Here is a 17,104-nt window from a genome sequence, read left to right as displayed (position 1 = left end):
GAACGATCTTCAGCGCGACATCGTCGGCACGACGATCTCGGCGCGACGATTTCAGCAGTACATCTGCAGCAGGACACGAACAGTCGGGATGGGAGACCACGGTATGGCGCAGCAGGTACAAGGTGTCATCGCACCGGGGAAGAACGAGCCGGTACGGGTCGAGACGATCATCGTGCCCGACCCGGGCCCCGGTGAGGCCGTAGTGAAGATCCAGGCGTGCGGCGTCTGCCACACCGATCTCCACTACAAGCAGGGCGGCATCAACGACGACTTCCCCTTCCTCCTCGGCCACGAGGCCGCGGGCGTCGTGGAGTCCGTCGGCGACGGTGTCACCGACGTGGAGCCCGGTGACTTCGTCGTCCTCAACTGGCGTGCGGTGTGCGGCCAGTGCCGCGCCTGTCTGCGCGGCCGTCCGTGGTACTGCTTCGACACCCACAACGCCAAGCAGAAGATGACCCTGCTGGACGGCACCGAGCTCTCCCCGGCCCTCGGGATCGGCGCCTTCGCCGAGAAGACCCTCGTCGCCGCCGGCCAGTGCACCAAGGTCGACCCCGAGGTCTCCCCGGCCGTCGCCGGGCTGCTCGGCTGCGGTGTCATGGCGGGCATCGGCGCCGCCATCAACACCGGCCAGGTCGGCCGCGGCGACTCCGTCGCCGTCATCGGCTGCGGCGGCGTGGGCGACGCGGCGATCGCCGGGGCCCGGCTCGCGGGCGCGGCGAAGATCATCGCGGTCGACATCGACGACCGCAAGCTGGAGACGGCGAAGAAGATGGGTGCCACCCACACCGTCAACTCCCGCTCCGGCGACCCGGTCGAGGCGATCCGCGCGCTGACCGGCGGCAACGGCGCGGACGTCGTCATCGAGGCGGTCGGCCGCCCGGAGACGTACAAGCAGGCCTTCTACGCCCGCGACCTCGCCGGTACCGTCGTCCTCGTCGGCGTACCCACCCCCGAGATGCAGCTCGAACTCCCGCTGCTCGACGTGTTCGGCCGCGGTGGCTCGCTCAAGTCCTCCTGGTACGGCGACTGCCTGCCCTCCCGCGACTTCCCGATGCTCATCGACCTGCACCAGCAGGGCCGCATCGACCTCGGGGCGTTCGTCACCGAGACCATCGGCCTCGGCGACGTCGAGCAGGCCTTCGCCCGGATGCACGACGGCGACGTCCTGCGCTCGGTGGTGATCCTCTGATGGCCGCCCGCGTCGACCACCTGGTCACCTCCGGCACGTTCGCCCTCGACGGCGGCGAGTGGGACGTCGACAACAACGTCTGGATCGTCGGCGACGACACCGAGGCGGTCGTCATCGACGCCGCCCACGACGCCGCCGCGATCGAGGCCGCACTCGGCGGCCGTACGCTGCGCGCCATCATCTGCACCCACGCGCACAACGACCACATCGACGCGGCCCCCGCCCTCGCCGACGCGACCGGGGCGCCGATCCTGCTGCACGCCGACGACCTGCCGCTCTGGAAGCAGACCCACCCGCACCGCACCCCCGACGCCGAACTGGCCGACGGCCAGGTGCTGGAGATCGCCGGGACGCGCCTGGAGGTCCTGCACACCCCGGGCCACGCGCCCGGCGCCGTCTGCCTGTACGCCCCGGAGCTGGCCACCGTCTTCAGCGGTGACACCCTGTTCCAGGGCGGGCCCGGTGCCACCGGGCGGTCCTTCTCCCACTTCCCGACGATCGTCGACTCGATCAGGGACCGGCTGCTCGCCCTGCCGGCGGAGACCACCGTCCGCACCGGACACGGAGACTCCACCACGATCGGCGCGGAGGCCCCGCACCTGGACGAGTGGATCGCCCGCGGCCACTGACCGCAGGCCGGCCCCGGAGCCCCGTCACGGGCTCCCGGGCCGGGCCGCGGCTCACCGCTCCGGCCACGAGGACAGCCTCAGCCCGCTCTCGAAGCGGTGCGGCCGGCCGGTGACGGGATCGGTGAACTCCAGCACCCTGGCCAGCAGTTGCAGGGGCCGCCCGTAGTCCTCCCGGCCGGCCTCCGGTTCCACCACCGGATAGACCGGATCGTGGACGAGCGGCAGACCCAGCGCGTTCATGTGGACCCTCAGCTGATGGGTACGCCCGGTGGCGGGCAGCAGCCGGTAGCGGCCGAGCCCGCCCCGGTGCTCCAGCAGCTCGATCCGGCTCTCGCTGTTCGCCTCGCCCGCCTCCTCGCGTGCGGCGACGACCCCGCGCTCCTTGACGATCCTGCTGCGCACACTGCGGGGGAGCGCCACCCCCGGGTCGTACGGGGCCACCGCCTCGTACTCCTTGCGCACCAGCCGGTCCCGGAACAGCGTCTGGTACGCGCCCCGGTCACCCGGCCGTACGACGAACAGCACCAGGCCCGCGGTCAGCCGGTCGAGCCGGTGCGCGGGCTGCAGCCCGGGAAGACCCAGCTCCCTGCGCAGCCGCGCCGTGGCCGTCTCGGTGATGTGCCCGCCACGCGGGGTGGTGGCCAGGAAGTGCGGCTTGTCCGCGATGACGAGGTGCGCGTCGCGGTACACCACACCGACCGGGAACGGCACAGGCTCCTCCGGCGCGAAGTCCCGGTGGAACCAGAGGTACCGTCCCACGGTGTACGGCTCGTCGCCCCGCACCGCACCGCCGTCGGCCCCGACGAACCGGCCCCCGGCGAGCATGGCGTCCACCCGCTCCGCCCCGATAGCCTCCGCGAACCGGTGCAGCAGGTGGTCCCGGACGCATCGCCAGGCCCCGGCCGGGTCCTCCGGCAGCCGCACCCGCACCGGATCGACCCCCGCGTGCTGCGGCAGCGGTGCGGCAGGGGGCTTCGCCCGTCCTCTCATCGTGTCGTTCCTTGCGCGCTCCGTGACCTTCATCCGGCCAGGGTGGGCCGAAAAGCAAAAAACCCCAGGAGACCTGGGGTTCGTGCTGGTGTCCGAGGGGGGACTTGAACCCCCACGCCCGATAAAGGGCACTAGCACCTCAAGCTAGCGCGTCTGCCATTCCGCCACCCGGACCGGGTGTCCGCCGTCCGGGCCGTGCCCGTTCCGACGTGGAAAACCATAGCAAACAATCGGGGGTGCTCGATCACGCCCCATGGCATGTGAAAGGCACGTGACGGGGGGCGGGCGGTCTTGGGTGCGCGGGGCAGGCGCGCGAGGATGAGGGGGAGCACCACCGCGACAGTGGAAGGAAGCAGCGTGAGCGAGACCAACACGGCCCGGGCCGGCATCAGCGAGTCCGCCGAGAATGAGGTCGTGGACCTCTGTCGTGACCTGATCCGGATCGACACCAGCAACTACGGCGACCACTCCGGCCCCGGGGAGCGGCTCGCCGCCGAGTACATCGCCGAGAAGCTCGCCGAGGTCGGGCTGGAACCGCAGATCATCGAGTCCCACAAGGGCCGCGCCTCCACCGTGGCCCGGATCGAGGGCGAGGACCCGTCCAGGCCGGCGCTTCTGATCCACGGGCACACCGACGTCGTGCCGGCCAACGCGGCGGACTGGACGCACGATCCGTTCTCCGGCGAGATCGCCGACGGGTGCGTGTGGGGCCGGGGCGCGGTCGACATGAAGGACATGGACGCGATGACCCTCGCGGTCGTCCGCGACCGGATGCGCAGCGGCCGCAAGCCCCCGCGCGACATCGTGCTGGCCTTCCTGGCCGACGAGGAGGCGGGCGGCACGTACGGGGCCCGCCACCTCGTCGACAACCACCGCGACCTCTTCGACGGCGTCACCGAGGCGATCGGCGAGGTCGGCGGGTTCTCCTTCACCGTGAACGAGAACCTGCGGCTCTACCTGGTGGAGACCGCGCAGAAGGGCATGCACTGGATGCGGCTCACCGTGGACGGCACGGCCGGGCACGGCTCGATGACCAACAACGACAACGCCATCACCGAGCTCTGCGAGGCCGTGGGCCGGCTGGGGCGGCACAAGTGGCCGGTCAGGGTGACCAAGACCGTGCGGTCCTTCCTGGACGAGCTGTCCGACGCTCTGGGCACCCCGCTCGACCCGGAGGACATGGACGCGACGCTCGCCAAGCTCGGCGGGATCGCCAAGATGGTCGGCGCGACCCTCCGCAACTCCGCCGCCCCCACCATGCTCGGCGCCGGCTACAAGGTGAACGTGATCCCCGGACAGGCCACCGCGCACGTGGACGGCCGATTCCTGCCCGGGTACGAGGAGGAGTTCCTGGCCGACCTCGACCGGATCCTCGGGCCTCGGGTGAAGCGCGAGGACGTGCACGGCGACAAGGCGCTGGAGACGAGCTTCGACGGGTCCCTGGTGGACGCGATCCAGCTCGCGCTCAAGGCCGAGGACCCGATCGCCCGCGCCGTGCCCTACATGCTGTCGGGCGGTACCGACGCCAAGTCCTTCGACGACCTCGGCATCCGCTGCTTCGGCTTCGCGCCGCTGAAGCTGCCGCCGGAGCTGGACTTCGCGGGCATGTTCCACGGTGTGGACGAGCGGGTACCGGTGGACGGCCTGAAGTTCGGTGCCCGGGTGCTCGACCGGTTCATCGACCATTCCTGAACGTCCCGGCGGCCGAAATTCGCCAGCGTGTACGTACATAACCAGAAAGAGTGAAAGGGGTCGTGCGCTCGTAGCCCCGCCCTCTCCTCCTCGTTACAGGTGATGCGGTCCGCGGCTGGGATCGCACTTGTCAACGAGGAGGAATCATGATCAAGAAGGTCGTCGCAATCGCGGCTGCTACCGGTGGTCTCGTGCTTGCTGGTGCGGGTATGGCTGCTGCCGACTCCGGTGCCCAGGGTGCCGCCATCGGCAGCCCCGGCGTGCTCTCGGGCAACGTCGTCCAGGCGCCGGTCCACGTCCCGGTGAACGTGTGCGGCAACACGGTCTCCGTGATCGGGCTGCTGAACCCCGCCTTCGGCAACACCTGCGTCAACGCCTGACGTTGAACACCAACCCGTAAGGGTGTGGTCCGGTCGGCCCCGGAGTGCGCGCCATGCACTCCGGGGCTGCCGGGCATTTGGGCGCCCGGACAAGCTGTGTCCGGGGGCATTTCGGAAGGCAGAAGGCAGGAAAGCAATCTATGCGACAGGTCACTCGTAAAGGCCTGATCACCATGGCGGCGGCGGGCGGAGTGCTCGCGCTCAGTGGCGGATACGCACATGCCGACGCGGGAGCGTCCGGCGGTGCGTCGAACTCACCGGGAGTGCTGTCGGGGAATTCGATCCAGGTCCCGATCGACATTCCCGTCAATGTGTGCGGAAATTCCGTGAACGTCGTCGGTCTGCTCAATCCCACGAGCGGCAACGACTGCGGAAACGGATCGACGGGAGCCGGGCACGGACACGCGTCGGACGACAGCGCCCCGTCCGGTCACGGCCGCGGCGGCTCGGGCACGTCCGGGTCCGGCAGCCACGCGTCCGGGCCCGAGGCCCGGGACAGCGGGGCGGGGACCGGCAGGCACCGCGCCTCCGGCGCCACGGCACACGGCGAGGCCAAGGGTTCGCCCGGTATCGCCTCCGGCAACCAGGTGCAGGTGCCGGTCGAGATCGCGGTGAACGCCTGCGGTAACAGCATCACCATCGGCGGACTGCTCAACCCGGTCTTCGGCAACAGCTGCGAGAACGAGGCGGAGGCCCTCCCGCCCGTCGTCCCGCCGACGCCGCACACCCCGGCGCAGGAGCCGGTCCGGCCGGCCGCCCACACGCCGGCCGCGCCGCAGGCTCCCGAGGCCCGGCTCGTGACCGAGCAGCTCGCCCACACCGGTGCGGGCGGCCTCGATCTGCTGGTCCCGGCCGGTGCGGGACTGCTGCTCGCGGGCGCGGGCACGGTGCTCTACCGGCGCTCCCGCAGCGCCGCGTAAGGATGCTGTGACAGCGCGTACGGCATGATCAGAGGAGCGGGTTCCGCGTGCGCGGAACCCGCTCCGTGCTACCAGGTGGCGCGGAGCTGGCGGATGATCCGGCGGCGCAACCGCACGCGGCGGCTGCCGTCACGGCGCAGCGTCAGCCGGTCCAACTCCCAGTGCCCGTACTCGGCATGGTCGGTCAGCAGGCGGGTCGCTTCCTTGCGTGACACCCCGCGTGGCACGTACACGTCGACAAATTCGTATTCCGGCATCGCATCTATTGTGCGGGCAGAGCCCCGGTACGGATAGCGTCTGCACTATGTCTGATGCTGCGCAGCCCACCGCTGCCGAGGTACGCGCCGCCGCCGATGCAGTCAAAACCGCGCTCGACCGCCACCTCGAGGCCGTCGAACGCCGTACCGGGGACGACGACCCCGCTGTCTACGACGCGTTCAACGCACTGGCCGCTGCGGCCGAGGTCTACGACGAACTGCTCTACGACCGCTACGACGAAGTCACCCCCTTCGAGATCCCGGGTGCGGACGACTCCCTGCCGCCGTACGCCGGACCGGAGGAGCCGCATGCCGTCAGCGTGCTGATCAGGCGGGACTACGCGGTGGTCGAACCGCCGCGGCTGCTCGCCCAGGCACGGCGCCTCGCCGACCTGGACCCGGAGGGGCACGACAGCTTCGCCGTGCCCGCCGTCGGTGCCGGGGTGCACGCCGCACTCGGGGTGCTCTTCGGCGAGTACGAGGCCGACGAGATCGCCTCCCGGCACAAGGAGTTCGGTCTGGAGGAGGGCGACTCCACCCTCTGGGTCTCCGCCGTGGAGGAGCTTCCCGAGCCGGGGGAGTGGCTCGGGGCGCCGTTCGACGACGCGGATCCGGCCCTGGTCGTGTGCCGTTTCGACGTCAGTGCGGTGTTCGACGAGGAGGACGACGCGGACGAGGACCCCGAGCCCTCGGCGGTGGAACGCGTCTGAGAGCGGACATGTCCGACGGCCCCGGTGCGCAGCGCACCGGGGCCGTCGGACATGTCCGGCCCTTCCCGGCCCGGCCTCCTACGGGGCCTGGACGGCGTCCGGGGTCGGGAGCGCCTCCAGGAGGGGGCGCAGCCGGGTCGTCCGCTCCTGCGCGGGGATCTCGGCCACCGCGCGCGGCAGGGCCTGGTCCACGCCGTGCACCACGGACAGGTGCCGCTCGCCGCGGCTGAACGCGGTGTACACCCACGGCCGGCTCAGGCCCTGGGCCGCGTCGCCCGGCAGCACGACCACCACCGCGGGCCAGCGCATCCCGGCCGCCTGATGGGCACTGAGCGCCCAGCTGTGCCGCACCGACGACTCCACCCGGTCCTGGGGCACGACGACCGGTGTGCCCGCGCAGTCCAGGTGCAGTCCCTCGGCATCGGCCGAGACGACCGACCCGGGGACGGCCCTGCCGGGTGCGGGCACGTGGACGACGCGGTCGCCGGGATCGAACCCGCCGAACCGGCCGGAGCCGGGGTTGAGCCGCTGCTTGAGCGCCGCGTTCAGCGCCTTGGTGCCCGCCGAACCGCCGTGCCCGACGGTGATCACCTGGGTGTCGGAGGAGGGCACGCCGATGGCGCGCGGCACCGAGTCGGCGACGAGCTGCACCGTGCGGTGGACGGCCTCGCCCGCATCGCGGACAGGGACGATCACGACTTCCCTGCCGGGTGCGTCGACCCGGCCGATCTCACCGATGCCGATGCCCGAGACCAGCTCCCCGATCGGTCCCGGGTCCGGGGTGCGGGACACCACCTGGGGGCAGGCGCGCGCCGCGAGCACATCCGCGAACACCCGGCCGGCACCCGCGGACCCCAGCACGTGCGGGTCACCGCTGAGCACCAGTCGCGTGCCGTCCGCCAGGGACTCCACCAGCATCGCTGCCGTCTCCACGTCGAGCTGCGGGGCGTCCAGCACCACCAGGAGGTCGAGGGCGAACGCACCGTCCGCGTCCCGTCCCGGACCGGCCGTGCCGGACAGCAGGCCGGACAGGGTCACGGCGGCCCGCGGGTCACCGGCCTCGGCGGCCAGCCTGTGCACCCCGTCCACGCTGTGGGCCGTGGCGAGGGCCCGCAGACCCAGGCCGCGCGCGGCGGCGATCAGGGCGGCAGGCTCGGCCCGCGCACTCTCGCCGCCGCTGTGGGCGACCAGGCCGGCGGACGCGACGGTCCGGATCAGCTCGCCCGCCGAGGGGGACGGGGCGGCGGCAGCGGCGTCCGCCCAGTCGGTGCCCTTCCCGCACGAGTTGATGAGGCGCCCCAGGCCGTCGGCGAGGCTCTCCTCGGCCAGGGCGTACCGGTCGAGGCCCAGCAGGACCGGCACCGGCTCGGGTGCCTCGCCCGCCTCCTCGCCGCTCTCCTCGCCGTCCGTCCCCTCCGCGGCGTCCAGCGCCTCCGCAGGGTCGAGCCCGTCCTGGAAGACCAGGACGACGCCCTCGGCGACTGCGTGCTGCACGGCCGCCTCGGGGTCGGTCACCCCGCGCCCGGCCAGCGCCGCGCGCACCTCGGCGGCGTCCAGCGCGGTGTGGCCCTGCAGCGCGGCCCGTTCCATCAGCCAGCCGACGAGCGCCGCCGTGCGCCGCTCGTCGTCCGGCCCGCACTCCGCGCCCAGCAGGGCGCGCGCGAAGCCGTCGGCCTGTTCCGGACGGACACCCGGCACGGCCAGCAGCTGCCACGGGTCCTCGCGCAGGAGGTGTGCGGCCTGCTCCCCGAGCGTCGCCGCCGCCGGGAGGGCCAGCGCCTCGGGCGCCCCGCCCTCGGTGAGCACGGCCGCGACCGCCGCCGCCGTCTCCGGGGACGCCCTGCGTGCGGCGGGCTCGGCGGGGGCGGGGGACGGCCGGGCGGGCCCCGGGCCGGCGGGGACCGCCCGACGGGGAGCGGGTGCCGCGGCGGGCGAGTCGAAGAAGGCCGTGCCCGGCTTCTCGCCGCTCTCGACCGCGCGTACGGCCGCGAGCAGGTCGGCGGCCGGGCCGCTCAGCTTCGTGCCCGCCGGGATGGGCCCTTCCTTGCCGGCCTTGCGCTTCTCGATCCGTTCGTGCAGCTCGCGCTGGGCGGCCAGCTCGGCCTCGGCCTCGGAGAGCGCGGCAGGCGCGTCGGTGGCGGCGGCCCCGTCCCCCGCAGTGTCCGCGGCTCCCTCCGCGGTCGTGGCAGCCCCCTCCCCGGCCGCGGGGCCGTCCTCGGCGGTCACCGGAGCCCTGTCCGCGTCCTCCCCGCCGTCCTCGCCGGGGGCACGGTCCTCGCCGGGCGTGTCGGCGGCGACGGCGCCGGGGCCGCGGTCCTCGTCGTTCTCGGCCGCGGGTTCCGGGGTTTCCCCCCGGGGAAGCGCAGTCACAGCGTGCTCCAGTCCTGGTCGGGATAACGGTGCACGGGTGCCGACACATCGTCGAGCGCCCGGCAGATCTCGTCAGGAAGACTAAGCGTCTCCACTGACAACGCCTCGGTCAGCTGCCGCGCGTTGCGCGCGCCGATGACCGGGGCCACCACCCCCGGCCGGTCCCGCACCCAGGCGAGCGCGACGTTCAGGGCCGTCGTGGCCAGACCGTCCGCGGCCGTGGACACCGCGTCGACGATCCGGCGCGCCGGATCGTCGAGGTACGGCTCGACGAACGGCGCCAGCTGCTCCGACGCGCCCCGCGAGCCGGACGGCGTGCCCGTGCGGTACTTGCCCGTCAGCACTCCGCGGCCGAGCGGGGACGAGGGCAGCAGCCCCACCCCGAGGTCCAGGGCCGCAGGCAGTACCTCGCGCTCGACCCCCCGCTGCAGCAGCGAGTACTCCATCTGCGTGCAGGCCAGCCGGGTGCGCAGTCCGGGCGCGGCGAGCTGCCAGGTGGCCGCCTTGGCCAGCTGCCATCCGCTGAAGTTCGACACCCCCGCATACCGCACGCGCCCCGACGACACGGCCAGGTCCAACGCCTGCAGGGTCTCGTCCAGCGGCGTCACGGGGTCGAAGGCGTGGATCTGCCACAGATCCACGTAGTCCGTCCCGAGCCGCTCCAGGGACGCGTCCAGCGCGGCGAGCAGGTGTCCGCGCGATCCGTCGACGCGGCGGTACGGGTCGGGGACGCTGCCCGCCTTGGTCGCGATGACCAGATCCTGGCGCGGCACCAGCGTGCCGGTGAGCCGGCCGAGCAGGTACTCGGCCTCTCCCGCGCCGTACACGTCGGCGGTGTCGACGAGGGTGCCCCCCGCGTCCCAGAAGGCCTTCAGCTGTTCGGCGGCGTCGTGCTCGTCGGTGTCCCGGCCCCAGGTGAGGGTGCCGAGCCCGATCCGGGACACGCGAAGGCCGGTTCGGCCGAGATGCCTCTGCTCCATGGGCGCTGAGATTACTGGCCACTGCTCCACGGGGTGGAAGCGTGTGGACAACCCGACAGCCGTCAACCGGGCCTGCCGTATCCCGGAGCCCCGCGCTAGAGTCCGGGACACAGAGACGTTACTGATCGGTAGAGGGAGCGTGGCCATGCGGCTCGGCATCAATCTCGGTTACTGGGGCGCGGGCATGGACGGTGACAACCTCGCCGTCGCCCAGGAGGCCGACCGGCTCGGCTACGACGTCTGCTGGGCGGCGGAGGCCTACGGCTCCGACGTGCCGACGGTGCTCGCCTGGGTCGCGGCGCAGACCGAGTCGATCGACGTCGGCTCCGCCATCATGCAGATCCCGGCCCGCCAGCCGGCCATGACGGCGATGACCGCCGCCACCCTCGACTCGCTCTCCGGGGGCCGTTTCCGCCTCGGTCTCGGCGTGTCCGGACCCCAGGTCTCCGAGGGCTGGTACGGCGTCAAGTTCGACAAGCCGCTGGCTCGCACCCGGGAGTACGTCGAGATCGTGCGCAAGGCCATGTCCCGGGAGCGTCTGTCGTACGACGGCGCGCACTGGACCCTGCCGCTGCCGGACGGTCCCGGCAAGCCCATCAAGCTGACCGTCCACCCGCAGCGCGAGCACATCCCGCTCTACATCGCCGCGATCGGCCCGAAGAACCTGGAGCAGACCGGCGAGATCGCCGACGGCGCCCTGCTGATCTTCCCGTCCGCCGACCACCTGGAGGAGACCGCGGTGAAGCATCTGCGGGCCGGGCGCGAGAAGGCCGGGAAGACGATGGACGGCTTCGACGTCTGCCCGACACTGCCCCTCGCGGTCGGCAACGACGTCCACGGCCTCGCCGACATGTTCCGCCCGTACACCGCGCTGTACGTCGGCGGCATGGGCAGCCGCAAGCAGAACTTCTACAACCAGCTCGCCCAGCGCATGGGCTACGAGAAGGAAGCGGCCGAGATCCAGGACGCGTACCTGTCCGGGGACAAGAGCGGCGCCGCCGCCGCCGTGCCGCACCAGCTCATCGACCAGACCACGCTGCTCGGGCCGGTGGAGCGGATCGCGGAGCGGATGCAGGCGTACGCGGCCGCCGGTGTCACCACGCTGACCCTGGCCCCGGCGGGCTTCACGCTCGACGAACGGCTCGCGGCCCTGCGCGCCGGCACCGATGCCCTGGAGCGCTCGGGCCTGGCCGCCTGACCGCGGGGCCGTCCCGGAAGAGCACTACGGCCGTGGTGGGGGCTCGGGGGCCCTCCCCGCCACGGCCGTCATCCGGAACAACGCGCGGCACGTCCCCCGGTCACGCCCGCTACCCCGCCCGGCCCCGTTCGTGTTGCCTACCGTCCCGTACCGAATTTGACTGTGTCCCTGCGGACACCGGTACGAAGGGTGGCAGTCATGTTCTCGGTAAAGAGTCTGTTCGAGGAGATCCTCGACCACGACGAGTCCTTCCGGCTGTTCTGCTCCATCGCCGCGGGCGGGGAATCCCAGGGCGGCTGGGAGAACGGCCGTATCGCCGCGCTCGTCCCGGCCGGCCTGCGCGACCTCGCCCCCAAGGTCGCCCGGCACGGGGCCGACGAGGACAAGCACGGCCGGATCTTCAACGCCCTGCTGAAGCAGCGCGGGCTGCAGCCGGTCGCGGTGCCCTACGAGACGGACTACACCCTGCTCCTGGAGCGTCACGGCATCGGTCTCGCCCACGACCGGCTCAACCGTGAGCAACCGCTCACCGAGCGGGACGTGATCGTCTACCTGGCCCACAGCCGGGTCACCGAACAGCGCGCCTCCGAGCAGATGAGGCTCCTGGTCAGGCACTTCGCCGAGCATCCCTCCCTCGGTCGCGCGGTGAAGATGATCTCGCGCGACGAGGACAACCACCTCGCGTACTGCCACGAGGAACTGCTCCGATTCGCCCGGGCCGGTCACGGCAGGACGATCCAGTCCGTCCTGCACGAGTGCGCCCGTGCCGAGATCCGGGTGTACCGCGACGTCAGCCTCGCCGTGATGAGCCACATGGGCCGGTTGCTGGGCTGGCCCCGCCCCAAGGCGGCCGTGCTCGCGGCGGGCATCCACGCCGCGTACGCCTACGAGCGGCTCGCCGGATGGCGGCGCATGGTGAGCCTCGCGCCGCCCGCCCGGCGCGACGCGCTGGGCGGGCCGGCGGTGGCCGAGGCGGAGTTCGCCTGAGGCCCCCGGGAACGGGCCCCGGCTACAGCCAGCCGCGGTGCTTGAACGTGCGGTACAGGCCGAAGACCGCGCACCCCATCAGCGCGACCACCGCCGGATACGTCCATGCCCAGTGCAGCTCCGGCATGTGGTCGAAGTTCATGCCGTAGACGCCGGCCACCATGGTGGGTACGGCGGCCATCGCGGCCCACGCCGAGATCTTCCGCATGTCGTCGTTCTGCCGGACCCCCATCTGGGCGAGATGCGCCGCCAGGATGTCCGAGAGGAGCCGGTCCAGGCCCTCCACGTGCTCGTTGGCGCGGGTCAGGTGGTCGTTCACATCGCGGAAGAACGGCTGCGAGTGCTTGTCGACGAACGGCACGCCCGCGCTCGCGAGCCGGGCCGTGGGCGCCGCCAGCGGGCCGCTCGCCCGGCGGAACTCGAGCACCTGCCGCTTGAAGGTGTAGATGCGTGCGGCGGTGTTCTTCGAGTCGCGCGTTCCGCTGGGCGCGAACACCTGGGCCTCCAGCTCCTCCAGATCGACCTGGAGCTCGGCCGCGACCTCGATGTAGTGGTCCACCACCGCGTCGCTGACCGCGTACAGCACCGACGTGGGGCCGTGCCTGAGCACCTCGGGCTCGGCCTCCAGACGGCTGCGCACCGCCGCCAGGGGGGCACCCTCGCCGTGCCGGACCGTCACCACGAAGGAGTCGCCCATGAAGATCATCAGCTCGTCGGTGGTGACCGTGTCGCTCTCCTGCTCGTAGACCACCGGCTTCACGACCACGAACAGCGAGTCGTCGTAGATCTCCAGCTTGGGCCGCTGGTGCGCACGCAGGGCGTCCTCCACCGCCAGCGGGTGCAGCCCGAACTCACTGCTGACGAGGCCGAACTCCTGCTCCGTCGGCTCGTGCAGTCCGATCCAGACGAACCCGTCGCCGGATGCCCGCGCCTCGTCCAGGGCGTCGGAGAAGTCGGCGGGGCCGTCCGTCCGGCGCCCGTCCCGATAAATGCCACAGTCCACGATCACGCGCGCATTCTCTCCTGCCCCGGGCCTCCTCGCACCTGAGTCCTGCCCTCTACGCTGGCGGGTATGCCCACGCTCATCCTCGTACGCCACGGACGCTCGACCGCCAACACCGCCGGAGTGCTCGCGGGGCGGACCCCCGGGATCGCCCTCGACGAACGCGGTGCCGAACAGGCCGCCGCGCTGCCCGGACGGCTGGCCGCCCTCACGCTCGTCGCGGCCGTCAGCAGTCCCCTGCAGCGCTGCAGGGAGACGCTCCGGCCGCTGCTCGACGCCCGCCCGGACCTGGCGCTGCACACCGAGGACCGGATCAGCGAATGCGACTACGGGGACTGGTCGGGGCGCAAACTCGCCGAGCTCTCCGACGAACCGCTGATGTCCGTCGTGCAGCAGCACCCTTCGGCCGCCGCGTTCCCCGGTGGGGAGTCCATGCGGACCATGCAGGCCAGGGCCGTCGACGCCGTACGGGACTGGAACGCCCGGATCGAGGCGGAGCACGGGGACGACGCCGCCTATGTGATGTGCTCGCACGGCGACATCATCAAGGCGCTCGTCGCCGACGCGCTCGGCATGCACCTCGACCTCTTCCAGCGCATCCACGCCGACCCCTGCTCGGTCACCGCGATCCGCTACACCCGGCTGCGCCCGTTCCTCCTCCGCCTCGGTGACACCGGCGACTTCGCGTCCCTGGCACCGCGCGAACAGGCCATCGGGGCCGACGCGACGGGGGGCACGGCGACGGACGCGGCCGTCGGGGGCGGCGCTGGGGCGCCGTGATCGCTCCGCGCAGTAGGGTGGACGCGCCGTAGCGGCCGTGTGGGGGCACTCCCCCCGGGGCCCCGGCCACCCTCCATCCGCCCCCATTCTCAAGGGAGACAGGACGTGTCCCGTCAGGTGTTCCTCTACGACCCCCCGGACCGTTTCGTGGCCGGTACGGTCGGGCTGCCTGGCCGCCGTACGTTTTTCCTGCAGGCGTCCTCGAGGGGCCGGGTCACGAGCGTGGCCCTGGAGAAGACCCAGGTCGCCGCGTTGGCCGAACGGATCGACGAACTCCTCGACGAGGTCGTCCGGCGGACCGGCGGCAATTCACCGGTGCCCGCCGTGGCACCCATGGACGTCACCGACACCGCCCCGCTGGACGCCCCCGTCGAGGAGGAGTTCAGGGTCGGCACGATGGCCCTCGCCTGGGACGGCGAGGAACAGCGCATGATCGTCGAAGCGCAGGCGCTCGTCGAGCTGGACGCCGACTCCGACGACGATCTGGCGGAGGCCGAGGAACGGCTCCTGCAGGACGAGGAGAACGGCCCGCCGATGCTGCGCGTCCGGCTGAGCGGCGCCCAGGCACGGGCGTTCGCCAAGCGCGCCCTGGACGTCGTGAACGCCGGCCGGCCGCCGTGCCCGCTCTGCAGCCTGCCCCTCGATCCGGAAGGACACGTATGCCCGCGCCAGAACGGATACCGTCGCGGGGCCTGACGGAGGCCGGACTGCGCACCCTGCTGGCCCAGGGGGAGCTCACGGTCCTCGGCCGGGTACGGGGCGCGTCGAACGCGGTGCTCTACTGCACGGTCGCGTACGAGGGCGAGGAGCGCCCCTGCGTCTACAAGCCGGTCGCCGGGGAGCAGCCGCTCTGGGACTTCCCGGACGGCACGCTCGCCCAGCGCGAGGTGGCGGCGTACGAGGTCTCCGAAGCGACCGGGTGGGGACTCGTGCCGCCCACGGTGCTGCGGGAGGGCCCGTACGGTCCGGGAATGTGCCAGCTGTGGATCGAGGCGGACGAGGCGGACGCCGCGGACGGGAGCGACGACGGCCCGGAGGCCGGCGACCCGGGTGCGCACGGGCTGCCTCCGCTGCTCGCGCTCGTCGAGGACGAGAAGCCGGGTGAGGGCTGGAAGGCCGTCTGCTTCGCCGAGGTGGGGGAGGGGCGGACCGCCCTGCTCGTGCACGCCGACGACCCGCGCCTGCGCAGGCTCGCGGTCCTGGACGCGGTGATCAACAACGGTGACCGCAAGGGCGGGCACCTGCTGCCCGCACCCGGCGGCCGGCTGTACGGCATCGATCACGGGGTGACCTTCAACGCGGACGACAAGCTCCGCACCCTGCTGTGGGGGTGGGCGGGCGAACCGCTGACGACGGAGGCCGTGGAGGTGCTCGGCCTGCTGTCCGCCGGCCTGGAGCCGGGGACGGCGCTCGCCACCCGGCTGGCGGAACTGATCACGATGGCCGAGCTCGACGCGCTGCGGGGCCGGGTGGCGGTGCTCCGGGAGGCCGGGTGCCATCCGCAGCCGAGCGGGGAGTGGCCGGCCATTCCGTGGCCCCCTGTGTGACGCCGGAACCGGCGCCCGTGGCCGCAGGGCCGGGGCCGGAGCCGTTTTCCGGACCCGGGACGCCCCGGCGTCCGGAGGCCCGGGACGGGCACGGGCGGCGGGTCCCCGCGTCCGGTGGAGCCCGCTCGGGGGCGGGCGTTAGAGGAAAAGGGCTGTCCGCGCAAGACCGCCTCTTCGGCCACGATCCCGGGTCCGGTTCGTATCCGTAGGCATCGTCCGGTTACGCTCGTGACATGCATGCCTGGCCCGCTTCTGAGGTCCCCGCCCTGCCTGGCAAGGGCCGCGACCTTCGGATCCACGACACCGCGACCGGCGGACGGATCACCCTTGACCCCGGTCCCGTCGCCCGCATCTACGTCTGCGGCATCACGCCGTACGACGCGACCCATATGGGTCATGCGGCGACCTACAACGCGTTCGACCTCGTTCAGCGCGTGTGGCTCGACACCAAGCGGCAGGTTCACTACGTCCAGAACGTGACCGACGTGGATGATCCGCTGCTGGAGCGGGCCGTGCGCGACGGCGAGGACTGGACCGAGCTCGCGGAGCGCGAGACGGCACTCTTCCGGGAGGACATGACCGCCCTGCGCATGCTTCCGCCCCAGCACTACATCGGGGCCGTGGAGGCGATACCCGGCATCGTCCCGCTCGTCGAACGGCTCCGCGACGCGGGAGCGGCCTACGAACTCGACGGGGACGTGTACTTCGCCATCGAGTCCGACCCGCACTTCGGCGAGGTCTCCGGCCTCGACGCCGAGGCCATGCGGCTGCTCTCCGCCGAGCGCGGCGGTGACCCCGAGCGCCCCGGCAAGAAGAACCCGCTCGACCCGATGCTCTGGATGGCCGCCCGTGAGGGCGAGCCGAGCTGGGACGGCGGCACCCTCGGTCTCGGCCGCCCCGGCTGGCACATCGAGTGCGTGGCCATCGCACTGGACCACCTCGGTATGGGCTTCGACGTCCAGGGCGGCGGCTCCGACCTCGTCTTCCCGCACCACGAGATGGGCGCCTCGCACGCCCAGGTGCTGACCGGCGAGCACCCGTTCGCCCGTGCCTACGTGCACGCCGGCATGGTCGCCCTCAACGGCGAGAAGATGTCCAAGTCCAAGGGCAACCTCGTCTTCGTGTCGGCGCTGCGCCGGGACGACGTGGACCCCGCGGCGATCAGGCTCGCGCTGCTCTCGCACCACTACCGGGCCGACTGGGAGTGGACCGACCAGGTCCTCGCCGACGCTGTCGAGCGCCTCGCACGGTGGCGTGCCGCCGTCTCCCGGCCCGACGGGCTCGGTGCCGACGCCCTGGTCGAGGAGGTGCGGGAGGCCCTGGCCGACGACCTGGACACCCCGGCCGCACTCGCCGCCGTGGACCGCTGGGCCGCCGCGCAGACCGCCGACGGCGGTACGGACGAGGGTGCGCCCGGCCTCGTGTCACGCACCGTCGACGCCCTCCTGGGCGTCGCGCTGTAGTTCCCGTCC

Annotated in this window: 17 protein-coding genes and 1 tRNA gene; 12 read left to right on the top strand and 6 right to left on the bottom strand. The window is 72.4% G+C overall.

Annotation, left to right across the window (positions count from 1 at the left end; translation table 11 throughout):
• The first annotated feature begins 103 nt into the window (after nucleotides 1-103).
• Both OG927_RS06190 and OG927_RS06185 read left to right on the top strand, forming a co-directional pair.
• Nucleotides 104-1,189, top strand: coding sequence for an S-(hydroxymethyl)mycothiol dehydrogenase (locus OG927_RS06190; RefSeq protein WP_056786400.1), 1,086 nt, complete (start codon nucleotides 104-106; stop codon nucleotides 1,187-1,189).
• Nucleotides 1,189-1,818 carry an MBL fold metallo-hydrolase gene (locus OG927_RS06185; RefSeq protein ID WP_056786404.1) on the top strand — a complete coding sequence of 210 codons (630 nt, stop codon included), beginning with the start codon at nucleotides 1,189-1,191 and terminating at the stop codon, nucleotides 1,816-1,818. The genes OG927_RS06190 and OG927_RS06185 overlap by 1 nt, the downstream gene beginning before the upstream one ends.
• A gap of 51 nt (nucleotides 1,819-1,869) precedes the next feature.
• On the opposite strand, the gene OG927_RS06180 is transcribed toward OG927_RS06185, so the two are convergent.
• Together OG927_RS06180 and OG927_RS06175 are read right to left on the bottom strand one after the other, a co-directional pair.
• Complete coding sequence (locus tag OG927_RS06180) at nucleotides 1,870-2,808, bottom strand: pseudouridine synthase (RefSeq protein WP_330319820.1); 939 nt, start codon at nucleotides 2,806-2,808, stop codon at nucleotides 1,870-1,872.
• An 86-nt stretch (nucleotides 2,809-2,894) separates the two neighbouring features.
• Nucleotides 2,895-2,982, bottom strand: a tRNA-Leu gene (locus OG927_RS06175).
• 183 nt (nucleotides 2,983-3,165) lie between these two features.
• Between OG927_RS06175 and OG927_RS06170 the strand changes: the two genes are divergently transcribed.
• The 3 genes from OG927_RS06170 to OG927_RS06160 all read left to right on the top strand — a co-directional run bounded on the left by OG927_RS06170 (nucleotide 3,166) and on the right by OG927_RS06160 (nucleotide 5,800).
• Nucleotides 3,166-4,500, top strand: coding sequence for a M20/M25/M40 family metallo-hydrolase (locus tag OG927_RS06170; RefSeq protein WP_056786411.1), 1,335 nt, complete (start codon nucleotides 3,166-3,168; stop codon nucleotides 4,498-4,500).
• 146 nt (nucleotides 4,501-4,646) lie between these two features.
• On the top strand, nucleotides 4,647-4,880 hold the full coding sequence (gene chpH, locus OG927_RS06165; protein ID WP_056786414.1) for a chaplin ChpH: 234 nt from the start codon (nucleotides 4,647-4,649) through the stop codon (nucleotides 4,878-4,880).
• Nucleotides 4,881-5,020: 140 nt separating this feature from the next.
• A complete protein-coding gene (locus tag OG927_RS06160) occupies nucleotides 5,021-5,800 on the top strand; it encodes a chaplin (protein ID WP_330319819.1) in 780 nt (259 codons plus the stop codon).
• Between the two features lie 68 nt (nucleotides 5,801-5,868).
• Here OG927_RS06160 and OG927_RS06155 read toward each other — a convergent pair whose 3' ends face one another.
• Complete coding sequence (locus OG927_RS06155) at nucleotides 5,869-6,057, bottom strand: DUF5703 family protein (RefSeq protein WP_056786418.1); 189 nt, start codon at nucleotides 6,055-6,057, stop codon at nucleotides 5,869-5,871.
• Between the two features lie 47 nt (nucleotides 6,058-6,104).
• Here OG927_RS06155 and OG927_RS06150 point away from each other — a divergent pair, with 47 nt between their 5' ends.
• Nucleotides 6,105-6,767, top strand: a complete 663-nt coding sequence (locus OG927_RS06150) for a hypothetical protein (RefSeq protein ID WP_056786421.1) — start codon at nucleotides 6,105-6,107, stop codon at nucleotides 6,765-6,767.
• 78 nt (nucleotides 6,768-6,845) lie between these two features.
• Here the strand turns inward: OG927_RS06150 and OG927_RS06145 are convergent, their stop codons facing one another.
• The gene (locus tag OG927_RS06145; RefSeq protein ID WP_330319818.1) at nucleotides 6,846-9,137 is read right to left on the bottom strand and encodes a helix-hairpin-helix domain-containing protein; all 2,292 of its coding nucleotides are present in this window, start codon (nucleotides 9,135-9,137) and stop codon (nucleotides 6,846-6,848) included.
• Nucleotides 9,134-10,117, bottom strand: a complete 984-nt coding sequence (locus OG927_RS06140; RefSeq protein ID WP_056786426.1) for an aldo/keto reductase — start codon at nucleotides 10,115-10,117, stop codon at nucleotides 9,134-9,136. Before OG927_RS06140 ends, OG927_RS06145 begins: the two co-directional genes overlap by 4 nt.
• A gap of 145 nt (nucleotides 10,118-10,262) precedes the next feature.
• Between OG927_RS06140 and OG927_RS06135 the strand changes: the two genes are divergently transcribed.
• Both OG927_RS06135 and OG927_RS06130 read left to right on the top strand, forming a co-directional pair.
• Complete coding sequence (locus OG927_RS06135) at nucleotides 10,263-11,315, top strand: LLM class F420-dependent oxidoreductase (RefSeq protein WP_056786429.1); 1,053 nt, start codon at nucleotides 10,263-10,265, stop codon at nucleotides 11,313-11,315.
• Nucleotides 11,316-11,513: 198 nt separating this feature from the next.
• On the top strand, nucleotides 11,514-12,302 hold the full coding sequence (locus OG927_RS06130) for a ferritin-like domain-containing protein (protein WP_330319817.1): 789 nt from the start codon (nucleotides 11,514-11,516) through the stop codon (nucleotides 12,300-12,302).
• Between the two features lie 22 nt (nucleotides 12,303-12,324).
• On the opposite strand, the gene corA is transcribed toward OG927_RS06130, so the two are convergent.
• Nucleotides 12,325-13,311 (bottom strand): magnesium/cobalt transporter CorA, encoded by a 987-nt coding sequence (gene corA, locus OG927_RS06125; RefSeq protein ID WP_056786435.1) that lies wholly within the window; start codon nucleotides 13,309-13,311, stop codon nucleotides 12,325-12,327.
• Between the two features lie 63 nt (nucleotides 13,312-13,374).
• Between corA and OG927_RS06120 the strand changes: the two genes are divergently transcribed.
• The 4 genes from OG927_RS06120 to mshC all read left to right on the top strand — a co-directional run bounded on the left by OG927_RS06120 (nucleotide 13,375) and on the right by mshC (nucleotide 17,095).
• The gene (locus tag OG927_RS06120) at nucleotides 13,375-14,085 is read left to right on the top strand and encodes a histidine phosphatase family protein (RefSeq protein WP_056786438.1); all 711 of its coding nucleotides are present in this window, start codon (nucleotides 13,375-13,377) and stop codon (nucleotides 14,083-14,085) included.
• Between the two features lie 105 nt (nucleotides 14,086-14,190).
• The gene (locus tag OG927_RS06115) at nucleotides 14,191-14,781 is read left to right on the top strand and encodes a DUF3090 domain-containing protein (RefSeq protein ID WP_056786440.1); all 591 of its coding nucleotides are present in this window, start codon (nucleotides 14,191-14,193) and stop codon (nucleotides 14,779-14,781) included.
• Nucleotides 14,745-15,632 (top strand): SCO1664 family protein, encoded by an 888-nt coding sequence (locus OG927_RS06110; RefSeq protein ID WP_319103065.1) that lies wholly within the window; start codon nucleotides 14,745-14,747, stop codon nucleotides 15,630-15,632. Before OG927_RS06115 ends, OG927_RS06110 begins: the two co-directional genes overlap by 37 nt.
• Nucleotides 15,633-15,865: 233 nt before the next feature.
• Nucleotides 15,866-17,095 (top strand): cysteine--1-D-myo-inosityl 2-amino-2-deoxy-alpha-D-glucopyranoside ligase, encoded by a 1,230-nt coding sequence (gene mshC, locus OG927_RS06105; protein ID WP_124282868.1) that lies wholly within the window; start codon nucleotides 15,866-15,868, stop codon nucleotides 17,093-17,095.
• Nucleotides 17,096-17,104: the final 9 nt, after the last annotated feature.

The sequence above is a fragment of the Streptomyces clavifer genome, assembly GCF_036345975.1.
Lineage (GTDB): Bacteria > Actinomycetota > Actinomycetes > Streptomycetales > Streptomycetaceae > Streptomyces > Streptomyces clavifer.
The sequence above is the reverse complement of the archived record's forward strand: the minus strand, read 5'-3'. Positions and strand labels throughout refer to the sequence as shown.

Bases quoted from the DNA above. Each gene is read 5' to 3' on its own strand.
- mshC (WP_124282868.1), top strand. From the start codon at position 15,866: ATGCATGCCTGGCCCGCTTCTGAGGTCCCCGCCCTGCCTGGCAAGGGC.
- OG927_RS06160 (WP_330319819.1), top strand. From the start codon at position 5,021: ATGCGACAGGTCACTCGTAAAGGCCTGATCACCATGGCGGCGGCGGGC.
- OG927_RS06190 (WP_056786400.1), top strand. From the start codon at position 104: ATGGCGCAGCAGGTACAAGGTGTCATCGCACCGGGGAAGAACGAGCCG.
- OG927_RS06130 (WP_330319817.1), top strand. From the start codon at position 11,514: ATGTTCTCGGTAAAGAGTCTGTTCGAGGAGATCCTCGACCACGACGAG.
- OG927_RS06120 (WP_056786438.1), top strand. From the start codon at position 13,375: ATGCCCACGCTCATCCTCGTACGCCACGGACGCTCGACCGCCAACACC.
- chpH (WP_056786414.1), top strand. From the start codon at position 4,647: ATGATCAAGAAGGTCGTCGCAATCGCGGCTGCTACCGGTGGTCTCGTG.
- OG927_RS06185 (WP_056786404.1), top strand. From the start codon at position 1,189: ATGGCCGCCCGCGTCGACCACCTGGTCACCTCCGGCACGTTCGCCCTC.
- OG927_RS06110 (WP_319103065.1), top strand. From the start codon at position 14,745: ATGCCCGCGCCAGAACGGATACCGTCGCGGGGCCTGACGGAGGCCGGA.
- OG927_RS06140 (WP_056786426.1), bottom strand. From the start codon at position 10,117: ATGGAGCAGAGGCATCTCGGCCGAACCGGCCTTCGCGTGTCCCGGATC.
- OG927_RS06150 (WP_056786421.1), top strand. From the start codon at position 6,105: ATGTCTGATGCTGCGCAGCCCACCGCTGCCGAGGTACGCGCCGCCGCC.
- OG927_RS06135 (WP_056786429.1), top strand. From the start codon at position 10,263: ATGCGGCTCGGCATCAATCTCGGTTACTGGGGCGCGGGCATGGACGGT.
- OG927_RS06180 (WP_330319820.1), bottom strand. From the start codon at position 2,808: ATGAGAGGACGGGCGAAGCCCCCTGCCGCACCGCTGCCGCAGCACGCG.
- OG927_RS06155 (WP_056786418.1), bottom strand. From the start codon at position 6,057: ATGCCGGAATACGAATTTGTCGACGTGTACGTGCCACGCGGGGTGTCA.